The following is a 19950-nucleotide window of genomic DNA, read 5'->3' as shown; positions in this document are numbered from 1 at the left end:
AGACTTAAGTCTGGCTTTTTTTATAGCGCTTTTTGAATATAAGGATAAGCATTTTTTAATAAAACTGGCTGAGCTTTGACATTGGGATGTATCAGATCATGTTGCATCAAGCTTTTATTGCCTGCGACACCTTCTAAGAAAAATGGCATTAAAGGCACTTTGTAGTTTTGACTCACCACTTTATAGTTATTTTCAAAAGCTTGTGTATAGGCTTTGCCATAATTAGGTGGAATTTTCATACCCAAAATAATCACTTTGGCCTTGGCTTGTTGGCTTTTTTGTACCAATTGATTGAGATTTTTTTGAATATTTTGTGGCGGCTGACCACGTAATCCATCATTCCCTCCCAATTCAAGCACCACAATATCAGGCTTGTGGGTTGTGAGAAGTTTGGGTAAACGAGCCAAAGCACCGCTCGTGGTTTCACCACTAACACTTGCATTGACCACTTTATGTTGTTTCGGATACTGTTGATTGAGGCGTTGTTGTAACAAATGTACCCAACCTTGTTCGGGGCGCATACCATAAGCTGCACTGATACTATCACCCACAATCATGACTGTTTTTGCGTGAGCAGCATCTACACTGAGTAAAGCGATAGCCAACGCAATGATTTTTCGCTTATTTTGCATAATAGGGATTCTATGACTTCGTTACACCATGATGCCACTATCATGCCACAGGCACTTATTTCTGCACAGAATTTGACACAAAATATACACCTTGGCAGTCAACAGGTGAGCATTTTTTCTCATCTCAATCTCAGCATTCAAGCTGGTGAGCAAGTGGCAATAACTGGCCGCTCTGGCTCAGGTAAATCCACTTTACTGGGGATTTTGGCGACGCTTGATCAAGCTTCAAGTGGTGAGTTATATGTGTGTGGTGCAGCGATTCATCAGTTAAATGAAGAACAACGTGCCAAGGTGCGTTTACAGCATATTGGTTTTGTATTTCAGTCTTTTCAATTGCTTGGGCATTTGAGTGCTTTAGAAAATGTGTTACTGCCTTTGCGTTTGCAACCAAATTTTGACTATCCTCAAGCCGAACAACGTGCGTTGATGCTACTTGAAAAGGTAGGTTTAGCGCGTCAAGCACAGCAAACGCCAAAGGTGCTTTCAGGCGGTGAGCAACAACGAGTCGCTATTGCGCGTGCCTTAGTGAGTGAACCTAAAATTATTTTTGCTGATGAACCCACGGGTAATTTAGATGGTCAAACTGCCCGAGAAATTGAGCAATTATTATTTAATCTTAACCGTGAATTGGGCACCACTTTAATTTTGGTGACTCATGACACGCAATTAGCAGCACAGTGTCAGCGCCATTTCATCTTAAAAGATGGGAAATTGTCTGAACGTGGGGAGCGCGAATGAGTTTATTTCGACCGCTCTGGCAACAAAGCCGTAAAAGCACAGGCATCTATTTACTGTTTGTCGCCTTGATTTTAGCGATTAGTGCCACTACAGCCTTAAAATTTAGTCATCAGCAGATTCAAAATGCAGTGGCCTTACAAGCTGCGGAGTTATTGGCAGCGGATTTAGTATTAAGCGATCAAGCCCCGCTTGATCCAGCATGGCGTGAGCAAGCCAAGCAATATGACTTAGATCAATCCGAAGCGATGCTTTTTAGCTCCATGGCGCATACCGACGCAGAATTTGTCATGGTCAATGTAAAAGCCATTCAAGACAATTTTCCCTTAAGAGGTACTTTAAGCAGCCAACCAAAGCGTGCATTACAACAAGGACAAATTTGGCTTAGTCCTCGGGCGCAAGACCTGCTGAAGGTGAAGTTAGGGGAATGGGTGAATATTGCTGATGCTCGGCTGCAATTTACCGCGGTAATTGTCCAAGATTCTAATCAAGAACTAGGCTTTTCGGGTTTTTCACCCACTGTCATTATTCATCAGGCTGATGTGGCATACACCAATGCGATTCAAGTGGGCAGTCGGATTGAATATCGCTTGTTATTGTCGGGTCAACCCGAACAGACACAGGCATTTGGGCAGGCAGCACAAGCCAAGATTAAGCGTGCCGAGCAAGATCAAAGCAGTAGCTTACGTCTACGTAATGCCAGCGAAAGCAATAGTCGCTTGATGCGTCCAATTGAAAATTTAGACACCTTTTTACAACTGGCCAATATTTTAACCATTTTATTGTGTGGGATCGCCATTGCCTTAACCAGTCAGCGCTATGTGCAACAGCAGCAAGAACATATTGCGTTAATCCGTTGTATGGGTGCATCTAAACAACAGATTTTAAAGGTGTATTTATCGTTATTGGCGTGGGTGTTTGTCTTGGCAGTGGCTGTAGGTGCACTACTTGGTATCCTCATGGGCTTTGGTTTATTGCAATTGATGCTCAATCTAATGCCGCATTTAAGTATTGAGTTTTCAGCTTTGCAATTAGTTAAAGGACCATTGCCAATTGCGATGTTTACCAGTTTAGTGGTGTTACTTGGTTTTGTACTGCCAAGTTTATGGCAATTACTTAATACTGCGCCTATTCGGGTGTTACGTAGTGAAGAGAAAAGCCTGAGCCAAATGCGTAGCACCTTGATATGTGGTGGTTTAAGTTTAATTCTGTTTAGCGTGTTGCTGACGCAAAATATTGGCTTAAGTGTGTTGGTCATTGGGGCTTTAGCAGTGGTGTGTGTGCTGCTGTATGGTCTGATCTATGCTGCACTCAAGCTACTGCAACAGCGCAAAACTCGCTTGAGTGCTTATATCCGTCAAGTGCCGCAGATGGCATTACAGATCACAGCGTTGGCGTTGGGTTTAAGTTTGATGAGCGTATTAATGGTGCTAAAAACCGACTTAACCGAACGTTGGCAGCAGCAATTACCTCAAGATACACCCAATCAGTTTGTCTATGGTTTACCGCCAAGTGAGCTTGCAGATTTTAAAACGCTATTACAACAACAGCAGTGGAGCAGTACGGCACTGTATCCGAATATTCGTGGGCGATTAATTGCCAAAAATGGGCAAGCCTTTACGGAAGCAGACCGTAAAAAAAGTAACACCTTACGCCGTGAATTAAATTTAACTCAAGCGGCAACTTTGCCAGCAGACAATCAAATTATTCAAGGTCAAGCGAGCTTTACTGCGCTGAATCAAGTGTCTGTAGAAATCAAAACTGCCGAGGAATTGGGAATTAAGCTGGGCGATCGTTTAACATTCAGTTTGCCTGAAGGGGATCTCACAGCCGAAGTGATTAATCTACGCAGCGTAGAGTGGGAAAGTTTTAGTCCAAACTTTTTCTTTATTTTTACACCAAAGAGTATGGATGCTAATGCGGGTAGTTATTTAGGCAGTTTTTATGTACCGCCAGAAGATCAATCGCAACTGATTAATGTGATTCAACGCTTTAGCAATACCGTATTTATTGATGTGAGCTTAATGCTAGATGAAGTAAAACGTTTACTCGATGTATTGCTCAATATTATTGGGGTATTGGCATTTTTGGTGGCGATTGCTGGACTACTGGTATTACTGGCCTGTTTAAACTTGATGTTGGATACGCGTAAGCAAGAAGTGGCATTATTACGTGCTTTTGGTAGTTCTAAGGCACAGTTGAAACGGATGCTGAGCATAGAAATCGGTTTTATAGGTTTGCTGGCAGGGATTGCTGCTTGTATCTTGGCAGAAGTGATCAGTGCGATTGTGGCGTATAAAATGGGCATCACATGGCAGTTACATATCAGTCTTTGGCTGATCTTACCCTGTACGATGACCGTCATTTGTGCTGTGATCGGGCGCTATCGTTTAAGTTATTTGGCTGAAATCGCGCCCTTAACCGCACTACGTGATCTTAAAAATTAAATTGTTGTCGCATCGCTGCCAGTAACTCTTGCCAAAGTGGTGCGACTACCTCTAACAGCAGTAGACAATAGCTGTATAAAGCCCCGCACAGCACAATGCCTAAGCCTAGCCCAAACCAAGCCAATACAGGTTTGTTGAAGCGCACAGAGAGATACCATGCACCACCTAACACTGCGCCCATCAGCATGCCGCCGATGTGTGCAGCGTTATTAATTCCTGCGGTCATCCAGCCAATAAACAGGTTGATCCCCATCACCAGCATTAAGGTTTTTTTATCTAAAAGAAAACGTTGAGCTTTCATGACAGGCAGTAGTGAGATGACAGTTAAGGCTGCCCCTAAGCCCATCACTGCACCTGAAGCACCTGCACCCACTTTGGGGAGTTGCTCGGCATTGAGCGCAGCATTTTGTAGCATCGACAGCGAGTTTTGCAAATCTAAAAAGCCACTCAGTAAGCTGCCCATCAAGCCTGCCAAAATATACAAGCTTAAGAAATACACTCGACCAAACATTTGCTCGGCAATATTGCCAAATAAATATAAGGCCCACATATTCAGCATTAAATGAATCAAACCAAAGTGAAAAAACATACTGCTCAAGAGGCGAAAGGGTTCCACTAAAAAGCTCAGAGGCGCATAATCTGCTCCCCAAGCAAGGGCATCTTGAATACTAGGACGACTGGCATCCATCCCTGTGGAAATTTGCCATAAAAACAGCGCTACATTGCTGGTGATTAACAGAGCAGTCAGCCACCACAGCTGTAGATTGACATGGTGTTTGACGGTAGGTGGGGAAAGTTTGCTCATCTTGGAATTGTGCTATTTTAGTCTTATGTTTGAGCTTATCACGAAAATTTTATCCTGCAGGGGAAATGCAGCAGCATGAAAGCCTTTATTGTTCGTACACTTCTTATTTTGATCAGTTTTGTGCTGCTGATCCAATTGTGGATCTTTGCTAGCCTAACATGGTGGCGTACGCATCCCGTTGAAACTACCATGTTTATGCGCCTTGATTATTGGTCTAATCCCAATGAACCTATTCAACATGAGTGGCGTGATTATGATCAAATCAGTGATTATGTCAAACGCGCGGTGGTGGCAGCTGAAGATGGTAAGTTTTTGCAGCATAAAGGCTTTGATTTTGATGGTATGCAAAATGCCTTAGCACGCAATAAAGATCAAGGTAAAGTGGTAGCAGGGGGGTCGACCATTTCACAGCAACTGGCGAAAAACTTATTTTTATACAATAAGCGTTCTTTTGTACGTAAAGGTCAAGAAGCAGTGGCTACTTTTATGATGGAACGGATGTGGAGCAAACAGCGTATTTTAGAAGTGTATTTAAACTCGGTGGAGTTTGGTGACAATATTTATGGGATTGAAGCCGCTACACAGCATTATTTTGGGAAAAGCTCACGCAGCCTTAGCCGTGAGCAAGCGGTGTTTTTAGCCTCGATTTTGCCCAATCCTAAATATTACCAAAAGCATCGTCATGACCGTCGCTTAAATGCGCGTAAACAAATGATTCGTAAATATATGCGTTATAGCCAAATCCCTTAATGGTTTAACTGTTGCAAAAAAGCGCAATTTGTTGCGCTTTTTTTTATCTTATTGTCATAAATTTCAAGCATACTAGTCGAAAGATGATTTCAAAAAAAATAGGCGCAGTTGAAATATGACGACTTCAGTAGACACCTTGCCAAGCCCTGTGGAATATAGCTATAACGATCGCTACATTAACCGTGAGCTATCTATTTTAGACTTCCATTTACGTGTCCTTGAACAAGCGGTGGATCCTTTGCATCCATTGCTTGAGCGCATGAATTTTTTGCTGATTTTTTCACGTAATTTAGATGAATTTTTTGAAATTCGAGTTGCGGGTCTAATGGAGCAGCTTGATTTAGGCAATGAAAGTTTAAGCCCAGATGGCTTAACTCCTAAGCAAGTGCTAGAACAGATCTCAAAAACTGCACATGAAGCCATTGAACGCCAATATCGCATTTTAAATCAAGAAATTTTACCTAAGCTGCGTGACGAAGATATTTGCTTCTTACGCCGTGGTGAGTTGACTCCAGCCCAATCAGCATGGGTCAAAAAATATTTCCAAGAGCAAGTTGCGCCTGTTTTAACCCCCATTAGTTTAGATCCTGCGCATCCGTTCCCGCGTTTAGTCAATAAATCACTCAACTTTATTGTAACTTTAGAAGGTAAAGATGCTTTTGGTCGTCAAATTGACCTTGCGGTCGTACCTGCACCGCGCTCGCTGCCGCGTGTGGTACGTTTGCCAGATGAACTCACTGGCGGCAAAGAGCATCATGTGATGTTGTCAGCGATTATTCATGAGCATGTGTCAGATTTATTCCCTGGTATGACGGCAACGGGTTGCTATCAATTCCGTGTCACCCGTAATGCCGACTTAGCCTTAAATGAAGACGTCGAAGATTTAGCCAAAGCTTTAAAAGGTGAGCTGAGTTCACGTCGTTTTGGTCGTGCGGTACGTCTAGAAGTGACGCAGAACTGTCCAAAACCTATTTATGAATATTTGCTCAATGAGTTTGATCTCGAACCTGAGCAATTGTATAAAGTGGATGGGCCAGTCAATTTGGCGCGTTTATTATCGAATTTTAAACGTCCGCATTTACGTTATGATACGCATGTGCCTGTAATTCCAAGGGTACTCAAAAAAGCCGATAACACCTTTAGCGCGATGCAAAAGCAAGATATCTTGCTGCATCATCCATTTGAATCATTTTCACCAGTCATTTCTTTATTACGTGAGGCAGCGCGTGACCCACAAGTATTAGCCATTAAACAAACGCTATACCGTAGTGGCCCAGATTCTGAAATTGTACAAGTCTTGGCAGAAGCGGCACGTAACGGTAAAGAAGTTACTGCTGTGATTGAGCTACGTGCGCGTTTTGATGAAGAATCCAATATTGCTGTTGCCAATGTGTTACAAGAAGCGGGTGCTGTGGTGGTATATGGCATTGTGGGTTATAAAACTCATGCCAAAATGATTTTGATTGTGCGCCGTGAAAATAATAAATTGGTGCGTTATGTGCATTTAGGTACGGGTAACTACCATGCTGGCAATGCGCGTATGTACACTGACTATGGCTTAATGACCACTGATAAAGACTTGTGTGAAGATGTACATCGCATTTTCCAAGAGCTGACCGGCATGGGCAAAATGGCCAAACTGAAAAAGTTATTACATGCGCCATTTACTTTGCATGCACAGCTCATTCATTTTATTGATGAAGAAATTGCCAATGCTAAAGCGGGCAAGCCTGCGCAAATTATTGTCAAAGTCAATGCCTTAACCGAAGTACAACTGATTAATAAACTGTATGAAGCATCGCAAGCGGGTGTACAAATTGATTTAATTATTCGTTCTATTTGTTGCTTACGCCCAGGCCTAAAAGGTTTATCAGAAAATATTCGGGTACGTTCGATTGTGGGGCGTTTCTTAGAACATACCCGTGTTTATTATTTTAGCAATAATGGTGATGCACGTATTTATTGCTCAAGTGCTGACTGGATGGATCGTAATTTATTTAATCGCGTCGAAGCCTGTTTCCCTGTAGAAGATTCTGTATTGAAAAAACGGATTTATCAATATGGTTTGCTCAATTATCTTAAAGATAATCAACAAGCTTGGGATTTACAAAGCGATGGCACTTGGCTGCGCTTTAAAGCCAAAGACACCGATGTGGCGCATAATGCTCAGCGTGTGTTAATTGAGCATATCCAATAGTCCAGCATTCTTAGGGTGTTAAAATACCCCATTTAAGGGATGGTGAGCTTGATTTTTTATTTATAAAATCATGATTCCTCTTATAAATTCTGGCATATAAGAGGGCATTCCATCTCTTGAATGAAGGTCGTTGAGATTGGGTATTCAAGTTAGGCTTGTTTAGACACAAGCCTTTTTTTATGCATAAAAAAAAGGAGCCGAGTGCTCCTTCTTTTGGGTCTTTGGCTTAGCGTAAATCTTGAGTGATTTTTTGCAAAATTTGTAATAACACATCAAATTCGCTTTGTAGCGGGGTGCTCTTACGGGTAACCAAAGACAAGGTACGGCTTGGACCCGCTTCAATCGCTTTCACGCTTAAGTCTGGATTGGCTTTAATCATGGTGGTATGTACCGCAATTGCAGGCAATAAGGTAAAGCCTAAGTTTGCAGACACCATTTCAACCAAAGTCGGTAGCGAGCTGGCTTTTAAGCGATGGTCATTTTTACGTTCACCAATTGGACAAGCACTTAAAGCGTGATCACGTAAACAATGACCTTCTTCAAGTAGCATTAAACGCGATAAATCGAGTTGATCCAGTGAATTGGCATTTAAAGCATGTTGATCGGCTTTGTTACACACTAAATATAATGTTTCACGCGCCACTTCAGCGACTTTTAAACCACGGGTATCAAACGGCAATGCAAGCACCACCATATCTAAATTACCGTGTTCAAGTTTTTCAACAATTTTTTCGCTTTGAGCTTCGTGTAAATGCAACTGAATTTTTGGCAGTTGTTTATGTACTTCATCTAACAATTGCGCCAAGATAAATGGGGCAATGGTTGGAATAATACCTAAATGTAAGTCGCCAGTTAGCGGCTCACTCATCTCACGGCTTAAACGCATTAAGTCTTGAGCATCAGCCAGTAGAACACGGGCGCGTGCCACAACTTGTTCGCCGAGTGGAGTTAAACGTACATTTTGACGATCACGTTCAACGAGGACGCCACCAAGTAAGCGCTCTAATTCCATGATCCCGCCAGACAGGGTTGACTGGGTCACAAAAGATCGACGCGCTGCTTCAGTGAAGTGCAGCGTTTCAGACAGTGTAACAAGGTATGACAGCTGTCTTAAGGATGGTAATGCAGCCATAGTGTCCTAATTAGATTTAAAGTGATGAGCAAATAATCCGCTAAGATATGGAATAAAATGCGGAGGGATATCATGCCCCATTCCTTCAATTAATTCAAATCTAGCGCCTGAAATTGCTTTAGCAATGGCTCTACCGTGCGCTGGTGGCAATAAACGATCCTGCGAACCATGAACCACTAAGGTTGCTTGATGAATCTGCTGATCCAGTTTAAGTAAAGAACCGGTACATAATATTGCGAAAAACTGTTGAAGTACACCAGTTGGATAGTAACTTCGTCGGTAGAGTTTTCGCACCGTTTGAACTGCCTCGACTTGGTTTAGGTAGCCGGGCGAGCCGATCATTTTAAAGATTTGTAGATTATGGTCAATAATATCATCTTCAGCATTGGATTTGGGACGTCCAATTAAACTAAATAATTGCTTAGGAAAAGGCGGTGGCAGTAGGGGTTGATTGTTGCTAGTAAACAACAGTCCTAAAGCTTTGACCTGTTCTGGATAGCGTGCTGCTAAAATTTGCGCAATCATACCGCCCATCGAAGCACCCAACACATAGACTTGTCCGAGTTGCATTTTATCAATGAGCAGGGCAACATCATCAGCCATATCATACAAATTATAAGGCGCACCTTGATTCTCAAGCCCCAAGGCAAAGCGTCCCATAAGTTTAGGCAGACTTAAAGCTGGGCCTTGATAATGCACTTTGGAGGATAAACCAATATCGCGATTATCAAAGCGAACCACCCGAAAACCTTGGTCAATAAGTGACTTACAGAAAAAATCTGGCCAATAGAGTAACTGCGCACCGAGTCCCATGATCAACAGTAACACTGGATCATTGGCTTTACCGCCCACTTCGACATGCAACTCAATGCCATTGCCTAAATCGACTTTGGTCTCTTGCATAAAAGAAGTATAAGGTGAGGCTTTAAACTTCAGTGCATCAGTCATTGGCAATGCTCCTTAAAGCGCTGCAGGAATCAGGTCAGGCACAAGTTTGCTTAAGCTTAAACGTTGTTTGCCTGCGCTTGCACCCAATAAGACAAAGCCACGTAAAGTGTCGTTTGCATCTATGGCTTTGGCAATTAAGCCATCTTCTTGGGTTTCGATCGTCCACGACACCTCAACCTCATGCGGTATAGGTAATACGGTTAAAGGCGCGGCTGGCGTTTTGACTGCCACTGGCATTGCAGGGTAGTGAACTTGCGTGGTAGTGCCGCTTAGGGTTTTCGCTAAAGCTCGTGCTTGTTGCATAATTGGCATGACATACGGTAATAAAGTACCGTGAACTTCGGCACAGTCACCCACGGCATAAATATCTGCAACACTGGTTTCAAGTTGGGTATTCGCCACAATACCGCGGCTGACTTGAATGCCTGCTTGTTCAGCAAGTTGGGTATTGGCACGTAAACCAATGGCTGATAACAGCACATCAGCATCTAAAACTTTGCCATTGGCAAGGCTGACCGCATAGGCATCTGCATGTTGATCAATGGCATTCACGGTAGTGCCAAGTTCAAAACCAATACCTGCCTGTTGTAATTTTTCTTGGAAGACTTGTGCAACATCGCTTGGTAGTAAACGCGCCAATGGTTGCTCGGCTAAGTCAATCACAGTGGCTTGATGACCACTTTGTTGTAAGTCATTGGCAAATTCGCAGCCAATTAAACCTGCACCCAAAATCACCACGCGCTGTGCAGTTTTTTGATCTAATTCAGCACGAAAAGCTGTGTAATCATTGAGGTTATTCACTACATGTAATTGATCTGCAGCATTGCCTTGTAGGGGGACACGGATGGGCGTGGCACCTAAGGCTAAAATGAGTTTGCTATAGCTTTGCTGAGTGGTTTGTCCTTCTTTCTCTAAGCTTAAGCAATGTGCTGCCGTATCAATCTGTTTAACCCAAGTATGATTTAAAATCTGCATATTGAGCTGATTGCTCATTTTTTCTGCATCACCAAGCGCAATTTGTGCAGGTGCTTTATTGCCGACTAAAGCATTGGATAAAGTGGGCTTGGCATAGTTACGTGCGTCATCGGCACAAATCATCATAAGCGCTGTGTCTGGATCGAGTTTACGAAACTCACGCGCTACAGCATATGCTGCCATACCTGAACCAATGATGACGATGGGATGCATAAATTAATCTCTCTTTAAATAGGAAAAACAAAAAAAGACCACAAGGATGGTCTTTTTATGGTTGCTTAGAGTTCAACCATTTCAAAGTCAGCTTTTGATACGCCGCAATCTGGGCAAGTCCAATCATCTGGAATATCTTCCCATTTAGTACCTGCTACGATGCCATCTTCTGGCCAACCGAGTGCTTCGTCATAAATCCAACCACATACGATACATTGATACTGCTTCATCTGACTCTCCAGTGCTGACCAACATTGGGTCAGCGAAAAATAAAGATCGTTATTATAAGGCTATTTATAGAAATTCTTACGCGCTAAAAGCATCAAAGTAAAGTAAATATACGTTTCAATGCCTTTTTAGCGCTAATATTTGTAAAAACCATGCAATTGTTTAAGGGAGATAGCGACCAAGATACAATCAAGTGCGCTTGAGCGTGAATATTTAGACTAAAGTCGCGCAGAAAAACCCATTAATTTTAGCTATAATTTAATAATATAGATATATTGTTAATATTTATTTAAAAAATAATATAATTAAATCAATAAATTATAAAAAAACACTGATTTTTAATTGAGCGAATTTAATTTTGATGCTCTAGCTATGCCTAACAATTGGCGTTAAAATTCGGCACGTTCTTTCTTATTATTGATTATTTCTCCCATGAGCAATTTATCTACAACGTTGTGGTCTCATATTCGTACAGTGCAAGATTTCCCAAAACCAGGGATTAAATTCTTTGACTTAACTCCATTATTTATGAGCAGCATTGAGCCATTAACTGATGCCTTAATTGCCAGTATTCCAGCTGAGCAACTTGACGCAGTAGATAGCTTTGTAGCAGTAGAAGCACGCGGTTTTGTGTTAGCCAGCTTATTGGCACAGCGCTTGGGTAAAGGTCTTGTTTTAGTACGTAAAGCAGGTAAATTACCGCCGCCTGTAGTTGGCGTGGGTTATAGCTTAGAGTATGGCTTAGACCGTTTAGAAATGTCTGCTGAAGTACCAGCACAAAAAATTATTATTGTTGATGATGTGCTTGCGACGGGTGGCACTTTAAAAGCAGTGAAACAATTGGCAGAAAAATGTAATCACCAAATTTTAGGTGCGAGTATTTTCCTAGACTTACCTGATTTACATGGTGATTTAGGCTTAAATATCTGGTCAGTATTAGATGATAAATCTCAGCCACAACAAGACGTTGCTTAATCGACTTAAATTAAGTATGGAAAAAGCCTTGCATTGCCAAGGCTTTTTTTAGGCCTGTTGTAACAGCTGCATTTGTTTAATCAAGACATTGATATTTTCAGGACGCGCCAAACGGTGATGACCACCTGCCACGGCTGCCACTTGCATATACGGCTCTAATTGCGCTTGTACAGCATGCATATCTAAAATTTCATCATCTAGCTCTAAATAAGCCAATTGTAAAATATCATGCTCTAAATCGTGTTCGCTGATAGCAGGATAATCGTCACGAAAACTAGGCGCGAGACTAGGATTGGCAACTATAGCTGGAGTTTTGCTCCAAAAGGACATTTTTAGCGCCCAATAACCACCTAAGCTATGTCCAATAATTAAATCGGGTTTTAAGGTCTCAATTAAATCTTGATAAAATTGATAAACACTGTGAAAGCTCAAGGCGCGATAATCGACGCTTAAACAAAATTTATGATCAGAATCAATCGCATAAAATTTAGTGGACTCTTTGGATGAATCTAATCCATGGAAAAATAAAATTTTGGGCTGTGGCATTGTCATTGTCTCAACGAGAAAATACGTGATTGTTCATTTATTTCTTTGATCTTATTTTAGGTGAGTTTTATGTTTTAAAAAGTTCACATTTGGTCTTATAGACTTTAGGCGAAGCAAAATTTTAATTGCATGCGCCTGAACACTTACGCAATTTCTTGTAAATCTGCTATGCTATGCAACTTCTATTTTATTGCTATTTCGAGGCAGAGATGACGCAACAAAACGCTCAGTCGACTTCTGAACAAACCATTTCCGAAAACGATTTAATTGCACAGCGTCATGCCAAGTTAAAACAAATTCAAGACAAGGCACAAGAAACTGGTACGAGCCCTTGGCCAAATACCTTTAAACGCGAACATTACGCACAAGATTTACAAGACCAATTTGCTGAAGTGTCTAAAGAAGACATCGAAGCAGGTGAAAAAGTCTATGTATCGGTTGCTGGGCGTGTGATGCTCAATCGTGGTTCATTTATCGTGATCCAAGATATGACAGGTCGTATTCAACTTTATGTGGCACGTAAAGAATTAGATGCAGATACTGTTGCAACGATCAAAGGCTTAGACTTAGGCGATATTATCGCAGTGAAAGGTTATATCGGTCGTTCTGGTAAAGGTGATCTGTATGTGCATATCGAACACTTTGAATTATTAACCAAATCATTGCGTCCACTTCCAGACAAATTCCACGGTTTAACCGACACAGAAGTTAAATACCGTAAACGTTATTTAGACTTAATTGTGAATGAAGAAACTCGTAAGACTTTTGAAATCCGCGCTAAAGTAGTTTCAGGAATTCGTGCTTTCTTAACAGAACAACGTTTTATGGAAGTTGAAACACCAATGATGCATGTGATTCCAGGTGGTGCGTCTGCGCGTCCATTTGAAACGCATCATAATGCTTTAGATATGCCACTGTTTTTACGTATTGCGCCTGAGCTGTACTTAAAACGTTTAGTGGTAGGTGGTTTCGAGCGCGTATTTGAAATTAACCGTAACTTCCGTAACGAAGGTGTATCAACACGTCATAACCCAGAATTCACCATGATTGAATTCTACCAAGCTTATGCTGATTATAAAGATTTAATGCAGCTGACTGAAAATATGCTTGAGAAGTTAGCCATTGATATCTTGGGCTCAACTGATGTGCCGTATGGCGATGAAGTATATAGCTTTAAAGGTCCATTCAAGAAAATCTCAATGTTTGATGCGATTCTTGAACATAACCCACAATTTACCCCTGAAAATGTGAATGACCGTGAGTTCTTGGCTAAATTTGTACAAGAAGAACTCAAAGAGCAAGTAAAACCTGGTTTTGGTTTAGGTAAGTTACAAACGATCGTGTTTGAAGAAACTGTAGAAACCAAGCTTCGTCAACCGACCTTTATTACTGAATATCCAGCAGAAACTTCACCACTGGCACGCCGTAATGATCATAACCCACATATTACTGATCGTTTCGAGTTCTTTATTGGTGGTCGTGAGTTAGCGAATGGTTTCTCAGAATTAAATGACCCAATTGACCAAGCGGAGCGTTTCCAAGCACAAGTTGCAGAGAAAGATGCAGGTGATGATGAAGCAATGCATTATGATGCTGACTTCGTTGAAGCGCTTGAATATGGTTTGCCGCCAACAGCTGGTCAAGGTATTGGTATTGACCGTTTAGTGATGTTATTTGCTAATGCAGCAAGTATCCGGGATGTGATTTTATTCCCGCATATGCGTCACAAACAGGCATAATTGCCAATATTGCAGTCTGATAACATTAAAAAAACCCGCCATGTGCGGGTTTTTTTAGCACTGTGCTATTTACCAATTTATAACACTGTAGCCTTAGAGATACTTCAAATCAAATTACATACATGATTTGATATATTTTGTATGCTTTATGATTTTATTATTTATGAAGTGTTACTAAATAAAATATATAGAATAACTTTAATAACAATACAGCCAAGTCAATAAAATAAAGTAGATGATGAATTTATGATGATAAAACAGTTAATTATTGCTCTGAGTCTAGGTATTTTGTGTGGTAGTCAGGCCTATGCGCAAGGACTACTTTTTAATGATGCAGAATTACGTGAGGACTTAAACTGGTTGAATCAGCAAGGTGTTATTCAAATCAGTACCTCAACTTGGCCGCTGAGTGGCGATGAAGTGCAACGTGCCTTACAACAGGCTCAAGTACAAAATCCGAGTCAACAAAAAGTGCTACAGGCAGTGCAACAGCATCTAGCTGGGCAAAATACAGGATTTAAACTGCATGCTTTAGCTGAAACTGAACAAAAAAATCTGCCACAAGCTTTTGCAGATGATGCTAAAGCCCAGTATCAATTGGGCGTAGAAGGCAATTTTTCTGGAGAACACTGGGCAGCTAAACTTAAGGTCAATGCAGAAAAAGATCTACAGATTGACCATGATCAAGACTTTAATCTAGAGGGTTCATATTTAGCTGCTAAGTTTTGGAATCAATGGCTGATCGCTGGGCAAATTCCAAGTTATTGGGGCCCAGGGCATGATGGTAGTTTAATTCGCGGTGATGCGAGTCGTCCTGTATATGGGGTGACTATGCAACGTGCCGAGCAAAGTGCTTTAAGCACGCCATGGTTGGCTTGGCTTGGCCCTTGGCAGTATCAGGCTTTTGCTGGTCAGCTAGATGATTATCGCGCCATTCCTGATGCAAAACAGATTGGTTTACGTTTTAGTGCTCAACCTTTGCCTTATTTAGAATTAGCAGCATCACGGGCTATTCAATGGGGCGGTAAGGGGCGTCCAGAGAGCTTAAATTCGCTTTGGGATGCTTTAGTGGGTAATAAAGATAACGGTGGCACAGGTGAACCTGATCCCTCTAACCAAATTGCAGGTTTTGATGCACGCTTGAACTTAAAGCAGTGGACTGATCTGCCTATGAGTGTTTATGGGCAATATGTCGGTGAAGATGAAGCAGGTTTATTGCCATCTAAAAAAATGTATTTGGCGGGTGTAGATTATTCTGCGAGTTTGGCCAATAAACCTTATCAAGTATATGCCGAATGGGTAGATACGCGTACCAATGGTGAAGTGCGTGGAATTTCATATAACCATAGTCGTTACACCGATGGCTATTATCAACATGGTTTCCCTCTTGGACATGCCTTAGGTGGTGACGCAGAGATGATCTCGCTAGGTGGTCATATGCATATCGATGCATTAAACCGTGTGAGTGGCCGTGTCTTGTCAGCCAAGCTGAATCAATCTAAGCGTGACACCAATCAAGCCTTTAATCAAGAGGATCAACTACATGCTGTAGATGTCACATGGCAGCACCGCTTGCATGCCGATGTACCATTGAATATTAATGCATGGGTCAGTGACTCTGACCAAAACGGCAGTGATGTCGGAGCATCGATTGGTATTGAATTACCTTTAGATCGCCAGTTATTCGGTTATTAAGCAAAAGCCCCAGACTTGGGGCTTTTTTCTTTAGAGCAGAGCTGTTTGAATACGCACTTTCATATCTAAACTTTGCTGCACAATATAGTCTTTAATCCACTTTACTTGTTGACCGCGTGGATTGGTCTTAGTGGCTGTTTGAATAAATGCCAGCTCAGGACGATTGAATAATTGTTCTGTTAATGCATGTTCGAGTTGAGCTGAATTAGAAAACAGTGGCAATTCGAGCAAGTAAAATGCTTTAGGATAGTTATAAAAGGCATACAGCAAGTTAAAGGCTTTTTGTTCGCCTTTTAAATTTCCTGCGCCAATTTCATAACCACGATCTTGGTTACTGTGGGTCACACCGATTAAAAAGCTAAGTTGTTGTTCGACAAGTTTGATAGCGAATTGCAAGCCAATTTGATCGCTGCTGCTTTCATGCTGGGCAAAAAAGCTTAAGGTTTCGCCTTGATCAGTTAAAGGTTCTTGTAACACTAAGATATGTTGTTGATGTTGATAGATAAAGCCAGCCAATTGAGCTGCTTCGATTTTATGTTTTAAAGTCTCTAAATCATAGTTCAACATAGGAGAGAATAACCGCAAAAACAAAGTTAAACCCTAATTTAGGTAGATTTTTGCACTTTGCCAATCGTTAGAGGCAAAAAAGCTTGAGTTTATGGCTTAAATTTAAGTGAAAAATCAATAATAATAAATGGCTTGAGTATTGAACTGGATCATAGCTATAGATCGGCTTTTAAAAACTGTTTAACTTAAGTTGTTCTTTCATAAAAACTTATACGGTATATCAGTTTTGTTCTATATGATGATTTTGCATATCAATATCATAAAACAAGCAATCGTTATGAAAAGTAAATCACTATAATGGGCAAATATCTTTAAAAGTGTAATAAGTACACATATTCTAAGCTGGTGTTGTCCATGTCATTAAATGAGGAAAGACTTACTCATCTTAAACAGCTTGAAGCTGAGAGTATTCATATCATCCGTGAAGTTGCTGCCGAATTCGAAAATCCGGTGATGCTGTATTCAATCGGTAAAGATTCAGCAGTGATGCTGCATTTAGCCCTCAAAGCGTTCTATCCTGCCAAACTGCCATTCCCACTACTGCATGTAGATACGGGTTGGAAGTTTAAAGACATGATCACTTTCCGTGACAATATGGCCAAACAGCATGGCTTTGATTTGATTGTGCATCAAAACAAAGAAGGGAAAGATGCAGGCATTAACCCATTTGATCATGGTAGTTCGAAATATACTGATATCATGAAAACCCAAGGCTTAAAACAAGCCTTAAACAAGTATGGTTTTGATGCTGCCTTTGGTGGTGCGCGCCGTGATGAAGAAAAATCCCGTGCCAAAGAACGTGTGTATTCATTCCGTGATGCAAAACACCGTTGGGACCCGAAAAACCAACGTCCTGAACTTTGGAATCTTTACAACGGTAAAGTCAACCAAGGCGAAAGTATTCGTGTATTCCCATTATCAAACTGGACTGAGCTTGATATTTGGCAATACATTTATTTAGAAAGTATTCCATTGGTGCCATTGTATTTAGCTGCCGAACGTCCTGTAGTGGAACGTAGCGGTACTTTAATTATGGTAGATGACGAACGTATGCCTTTAAAAGAAGGTGAAGTTCCACAAATGAAATCGGTGCGTTTCCGTACCTTGGGTTGTTACCCGTTAACAGGTGCAGTGGAGTCAACTGCCAATACCTTACCGGAAATTATCCAAGAAATGCTGCTTGCGACGAGTTCTGAACGTCAAGGTCGTATGATTGACCATGATGAAGCAGGCTCGATGGAAAAGAAAAAGCAAGAAGGTTACTTCTAAGTATCTTCAAATCTTCCCTTAAAAAATCTTCCCAAACCCCTCTTTTTTCAAAGAGGGGCTTCAAAGCGGAGCAAAGTCTCCCTTTATCAAAGGGAGCTTTAGAGGGATTTAAGATTTAACCGATTTCTAAAGAATAGGTGGAGTTTGAGCGATGTCTCATCAATCAGCACTGATTAGCCAAGATATCTTGGGCTATTTAAAACAACATGAAAATAAAGACTTATTGCGTTTCTTGACCTGCGGTAACGTCGATGACGGTAAGTCAACGTTAATTGGTCGCCTGCTTTATGATTCAAAATTGATTTATGAAGATCAATTGCAAGCCGTAACGCGTGACTCGAAAAAAGTCGGCACAACGGGTGATGCACCTGACTTGGCTTTACTTGTGGATGGTCTACAAGCAGAGCGTGAGCAGGGGATTACCATTGATGTCGCGTATCGTTATTTCTCGACTGAAAAACGTAAGTTTATTATTGCCGACACTCCGGGGCATGAACAATACACCCGTAACATGGCAACAGGTGCATCGACCTGTGACCTTGCGATCATCTTGATTGATGCACGTTATGGTGTTCAAACGCAAACCCGTCGTCATACCTTTATTGCAAGCTTACTTGGCATTAAGAACATTATTGTTGCGATCAACAAAATGGACTTGGTGGAATTCTCTGAAGCACGCTTCAATGAAATCCAAGCAGAATATGCGCAGTTCGTGAACCAACTAGGCGACCGTAAGCCATCAAATATCATCTTTACGCCAATTTCTGCATTAAATGGCGATAACGTGGTGAACAAGTCTGCAAATACGCCGTGGTACACAGGTGAGACGTTAATGGGTTCTTTAGAATCTGTTGAAATTAACCGTACCTCAGCGAAAGCAGATTTCCGTTTCCCTGTGCAGTATGTAAACCGTCCAAACCTCGACTTCCGTGGTTTCTGTGGTACTGTTGCGCTTGGCGATATCGCTGTGGGTGACAAGATTGTTGCTTTACCATCGGGTAAATCTTCAACAGTAAAAGAAATCGTAACCTTCGATGGCAACCTTGAGCGTGCTGTTGCAGGTCAAGCGGTCACTTTAACGCTAAATGACGAAATTGATATTTCTCGTGGTAACGTGCTTGTACGTGCAGATCAAGCTGCACCTTATATCTCACGTTCGGTGAATGCGACTGTAGTTTGGATGGCGGATCAACCGCTTGTGATTGGTAAGTTATATAACTTAAAAGTGGGTACGCAAACTGTTCCTGCAAAAGTTACGGCTATTAACTACCGTACCAACGTCAATACATTGGAAAAAGTTCAAGTTGAAAACTTGGAGCTAAACGCGATTGCCAATGTAACCGTTGAATTTGATGCGCCAGTGGTATTTGACCGTTACCAAGACAGCCGTTATACAGGTTCGTTTATCTTCATTGACCGTTTAAATAACGTGACGATTGGTGCGGGTATGGTCGAAGAAGCTGTGGAATGGACTGCACATAGCAACCCTGTGACAGCAGAAGATCGTGCTGCACGTTTAGGTCAAAAACCTGCTGCGGTAACTGTGTCGAAAGCTGCACTTGAAAATGTACAAGCTTTAGAAAGCTTGTTGCTGCAACAAGGTGTTGTAGCGATTGCCAAAGCAGGTCTAGATGCTGCGCAAGTGGCATTGCTCCGTGAAACAGGTGTTGTTGTGGTTACAGATGCAACTGAAGGTACAGATGCAACTGTTGCTGTTGAAGCCGTTGAAGAGCTTGCTGAGAAGATTGTTGAGTTAGTTCGTCTATAAGACTGAATTGATTTAAAAGAAACCCGCTGAAAAGCGGGTTTTTTCATTGAATTGGTAAATACCTACCGTTTATTCGTTAGAAGTTTTAATTCCTAAATCCTCTAGTGTTTGCCAGCTAAAGAAAAAATTTCTATATGTTTGATATGCGAACCTTGGTAGATCATCTATATAAAAGTTGTCTAGGTGGTCTGAAGTATATATTTGAATAGCCACCAAAATTCTAGACACACGTAACCATCTTTTGATGGGCCTTTTCATAATCTAATGGAGAACGCTGACCATTGGAACCATGCCTGCGTTTTGTATTGTAGAACATCTCAATATATTCA

General features: G+C 41.4%; 17 protein-coding genes. 9 read left to right on the top strand and 8 right to left on the bottom strand.

What is annotated here, in order from left to right; genetic code table 11:
• Positions 1–20: 20 nt before the first annotated feature.
• Positions 21–632 carry an arylesterase gene (locus CYK47_RS04320; RefSeq protein ID WP_122899273.1) on the bottom strand — a complete coding sequence of 204 codons (612 nt, stop codon included), beginning with the start codon at positions 630–632 and terminating at the stop codon, positions 21–23.
• A gap of 12 nt (positions 633–644) precedes the next feature.
• Here CYK47_RS04320 and CYK47_RS04315 point away from each other — a divergent pair, with 12 nt between their 5' ends.
• Positions 645–1370: an ABC transporter ATP-binding protein gene (locus CYK47_RS04315; RefSeq protein ID WP_122899271.1), complete on the top strand. Its 726-nt coding sequence runs from the start codon at positions 645–647 to the stop codon at positions 1368–1370.
• Positions 1367–3814: an ABC transporter permease gene (locus CYK47_RS04310; protein WP_122899269.1), complete on the top strand. Its 2448-nt coding sequence runs from the start codon at positions 1367–1369 to the stop codon at positions 3812–3814. Before CYK47_RS04315 ends, CYK47_RS04310 begins: the two co-directional genes overlap by 4 nt.
• Here CYK47_RS04310 and CYK47_RS04305 read toward each other — a convergent pair.
• A complete protein-coding gene (locus tag CYK47_RS04305; RefSeq protein WP_122899267.1) occupies positions 3804–4619 on the bottom strand; it encodes a rhomboid family intramembrane serine protease in 816 nt (271 codons plus the stop codon). The genes CYK47_RS04310 and CYK47_RS04305 overlap by 11 nt on opposite strands.
• Positions 4620–4694: 75 nt before the next feature.
• Between CYK47_RS04305 and mtgA the strand changes: the two genes are divergently transcribed.
• Positions 4695–5369 (top strand): monofunctional biosynthetic peptidoglycan transglycosylase, encoded by a 675-nt coding sequence (gene mtgA / locus CYK47_RS04300; RefSeq protein ID WP_122899265.1) that lies wholly within the window; start codon positions 4695–4697, stop codon positions 5367–5369.
• Between the two features lie 115 nt (positions 5370–5484).
• A complete protein-coding gene (ppk1, locus tag CYK47_RS04295; protein WP_122899263.1) occupies positions 5485–7566 on the top strand; it encodes a polyphosphate kinase 1 in 2082 nt (693 codons plus the stop codon).
• 226 nt (positions 7567–7792) lie between these two features.
• Here ppk1 and oxyR read toward each other — a convergent pair whose 3' ends face one another.
• The 4 genes from oxyR to rubA form a co-directional block, all read right to left on the bottom strand.
• Entirely contained in the window at positions 7793–8698 is a 906-nt protein-coding gene (gene oxyR, locus CYK47_RS04290) for a LysR family transcriptional regulator OxyR (RefSeq protein ID WP_122899261.1), read from the bottom strand.
• A 6-nt stretch (positions 8699–8704) separates the two neighbouring features.
• Positions 8705–9646 (bottom strand): alpha/beta fold hydrolase, encoded by a 942-nt coding sequence (locus CYK47_RS04285; RefSeq protein ID WP_122899259.1) that lies wholly within the window; start codon positions 9644–9646, stop codon positions 8705–8707.
• Between the two features lie 12 nt (positions 9647–9658).
• The gene (locus CYK47_RS04280; RefSeq protein WP_122899257.1) at positions 9659–10834 is read right to left on the bottom strand and encodes an NAD(P)/FAD-dependent oxidoreductase; all 1176 of its coding nucleotides are present in this window, start codon (positions 10832–10834) and stop codon (positions 9659–9661) included.
• A gap of 65 nt (positions 10835–10899) precedes the next feature.
• On the bottom strand, positions 10900–11064 hold the full coding sequence (gene rubA, locus CYK47_RS04275; protein WP_122899255.1) for a rubredoxin RubA: 165 nt from the start codon (positions 11062–11064) through the stop codon (positions 10900–10902).
• A 430-nt stretch (positions 11065–11494) separates the two neighbouring features.
• On the opposite strand from rubA, the gene CYK47_RS04270 reads away from it, so the two are divergent.
• Positions 11495–12037 carry an adenine phosphoribosyltransferase gene (locus CYK47_RS04270; protein WP_122899253.1) on the top strand — a complete coding sequence of 181 codons (543 nt, stop codon included), beginning with the start codon at positions 11495–11497 and terminating at the stop codon, positions 12035–12037.
• A 48-nt stretch (positions 12038–12085) separates the two neighbouring features.
• On the opposite strand, the gene CYK47_RS04265 is transcribed toward CYK47_RS04270, so the two are convergent.
• A complete protein-coding gene (locus CYK47_RS04265; RefSeq protein ID WP_213072421.1) occupies positions 12086–12589 on the bottom strand; it encodes a YqiA/YcfP family alpha/beta fold hydrolase in 504 nt (167 codons plus the stop codon).
• Between the two features lie 203 nt (positions 12590–12792).
• On the opposite strand from CYK47_RS04265, the gene lysS reads away from it, so the two are divergent.
• Positions 12793–14322 (top strand): lysine--tRNA ligase, encoded by a 1530-nt coding sequence (gene lysS / locus CYK47_RS04260; RefSeq protein WP_122899248.1) that lies wholly within the window; start codon positions 12793–12795, stop codon positions 14320–14322.
• A 249-nt stretch (positions 14323–14571) separates the two neighbouring features.
• On the top strand, positions 14572–16017 hold the full coding sequence (locus tag CYK47_RS04255; protein WP_502697047.1) for a capsule assembly Wzi family protein: 1446 nt from the start codon (positions 14572–14574) through the stop codon (positions 16015–16017).
• A gap of 30 nt (positions 16018–16047) precedes the next feature.
• Here CYK47_RS04255 and CYK47_RS04250 read toward each other — a convergent pair whose 3' ends face one another.
• Positions 16048–16584, bottom strand: a complete 537-nt coding sequence (locus tag CYK47_RS04250; RefSeq protein ID WP_122899245.1) for a hypothetical protein — start codon at positions 16582–16584, stop codon at positions 16048–16050.
• Between the two features lie 354 nt (positions 16585–16938).
• Between CYK47_RS04250 and cysD the strand changes: the two genes are divergently transcribed.
• Together cysD and cysN are read left to right on the top strand one after the other, a co-directional pair.
• The gene (cysD, locus tag CYK47_RS04245; RefSeq protein ID WP_122899243.1) at positions 16939–17853 is read left to right on the top strand and encodes a sulfate adenylyltransferase subunit CysD; all 915 of its coding nucleotides are present in this window, start codon (positions 16939–16941) and stop codon (positions 17851–17853) included.
• A 151-nt stretch (positions 17854–18004) separates the two neighbouring features.
• Positions 18005–19621, top strand: a complete 1617-nt coding sequence (cysN, locus tag CYK47_RS04240; RefSeq protein WP_122899241.1) for a sulfate adenylyltransferase subunit CysN — start codon at positions 18005–18007, stop codon at positions 19619–19621.
• The last annotated feature ends 329 nt before the right edge of the window (positions 19622–19950 follow it).

Source organism: Acinetobacter sp. B51(2017), assembly GCF_003711395.1.
In the GTDB taxonomy this organism is placed as follows: Bacteria; Pseudomonadota; Gammaproteobacteria; order Pseudomonadales; family Moraxellaceae; genus Acinetobacter.
The sequence above is the reverse complement of the archived record's forward strand: the minus strand, read 5'-3'. Positions and strand labels throughout refer to the sequence as shown.

Bases quoted from the DNA above. Each gene is read 5' to 3' on its own strand.
- CYK47_RS04320 (WP_122899273.1), bottom strand. From the start codon at position 632: ATGCAAAATAAGCGAAAAATCATTGCGTTGGCTATCGCTTTACTCAGT.
- CYK47_RS04315 (WP_122899271.1), top strand. From the start codon at position 645: ATGACTTCGTTACACCATGATGCCACTATCATGCCACAGGCACTTATT.
- CYK47_RS04310 (WP_122899269.1), top strand. From the start codon at position 1,367: ATGAGTTTATTTCGACCGCTCTGGCAACAAAGCCGTAAAAGCACAGGC.
- CYK47_RS04305 (WP_122899267.1), bottom strand. From the start codon at position 4,619: ATGAGCAAACTTTCCCCACCTACCGTCAAACACCATGTCAATCTACAG.
- mtgA (WP_122899265.1), top strand. From the start codon at position 4,695: ATGAAAGCCTTTATTGTTCGTACACTTCTTATTTTGATCAGTTTTGTG.
- ppk1 (WP_122899263.1), top strand. From the start codon at position 5,485: ATGACGACTTCAGTAGACACCTTGCCAAGCCCTGTGGAATATAGCTAT.
- oxyR (WP_122899261.1), bottom strand. From the start codon at position 8,698: ATGGCTGCATTACCATCCTTAAGACAGCTGTCATACCTTGTTACACTG.
- CYK47_RS04285 (WP_122899259.1), bottom strand. From the start codon at position 9,646: ATGACTGATGCACTGAAGTTTAAAGCCTCACCTTATACTTCTTTTATG.
- CYK47_RS04280 (WP_122899257.1), bottom strand. From the start codon at position 10,834: ATGCATCCCATCGTCATCATTGGTTCAGGTATGGCAGCATATGCTGTA.
- rubA (WP_122899255.1), bottom strand. From the start codon at position 11,064: ATGAAGCAGTATCAATGTATCGTATGTGGTTGGATTTATGACGAAGCA.
- CYK47_RS04270 (WP_122899253.1), top strand. From the start codon at position 11,495: ATGAGCAATTTATCTACAACGTTGTGGTCTCATATTCGTACAGTGCAA.
- CYK47_RS04265 (WP_213072421.1), bottom strand. From the start codon at position 12,589: ATGACAATGCCACAGCCCAAAATTTTATTTTTCCATGGATTAGATTCA.
- lysS (WP_122899248.1), top strand. From the start codon at position 12,793: ATGACGCAACAAAACGCTCAGTCGACTTCTGAACAAACCATTTCCGAA.
- CYK47_RS04255 (WP_502697047.1), top strand. From the start codon at position 14,572: ATGATAAAACAGTTAATTATTGCTCTGAGTCTAGGTATTTTGTGTGGT.
- CYK47_RS04250 (WP_122899245.1), bottom strand. From the start codon at position 16,584: ATGTTGAACTATGATTTAGAGACTTTAAAACATAAAATCGAAGCAGCT.
- cysD (WP_122899243.1), top strand. From the start codon at position 16,939: ATGTCATTAAATGAGGAAAGACTTACTCATCTTAAACAGCTTGAAGCT.
- cysN (WP_122899241.1), top strand. From the start codon at position 18,005: ATGTCTCATCAATCAGCACTGATTAGCCAAGATATCTTGGGCTATTTA.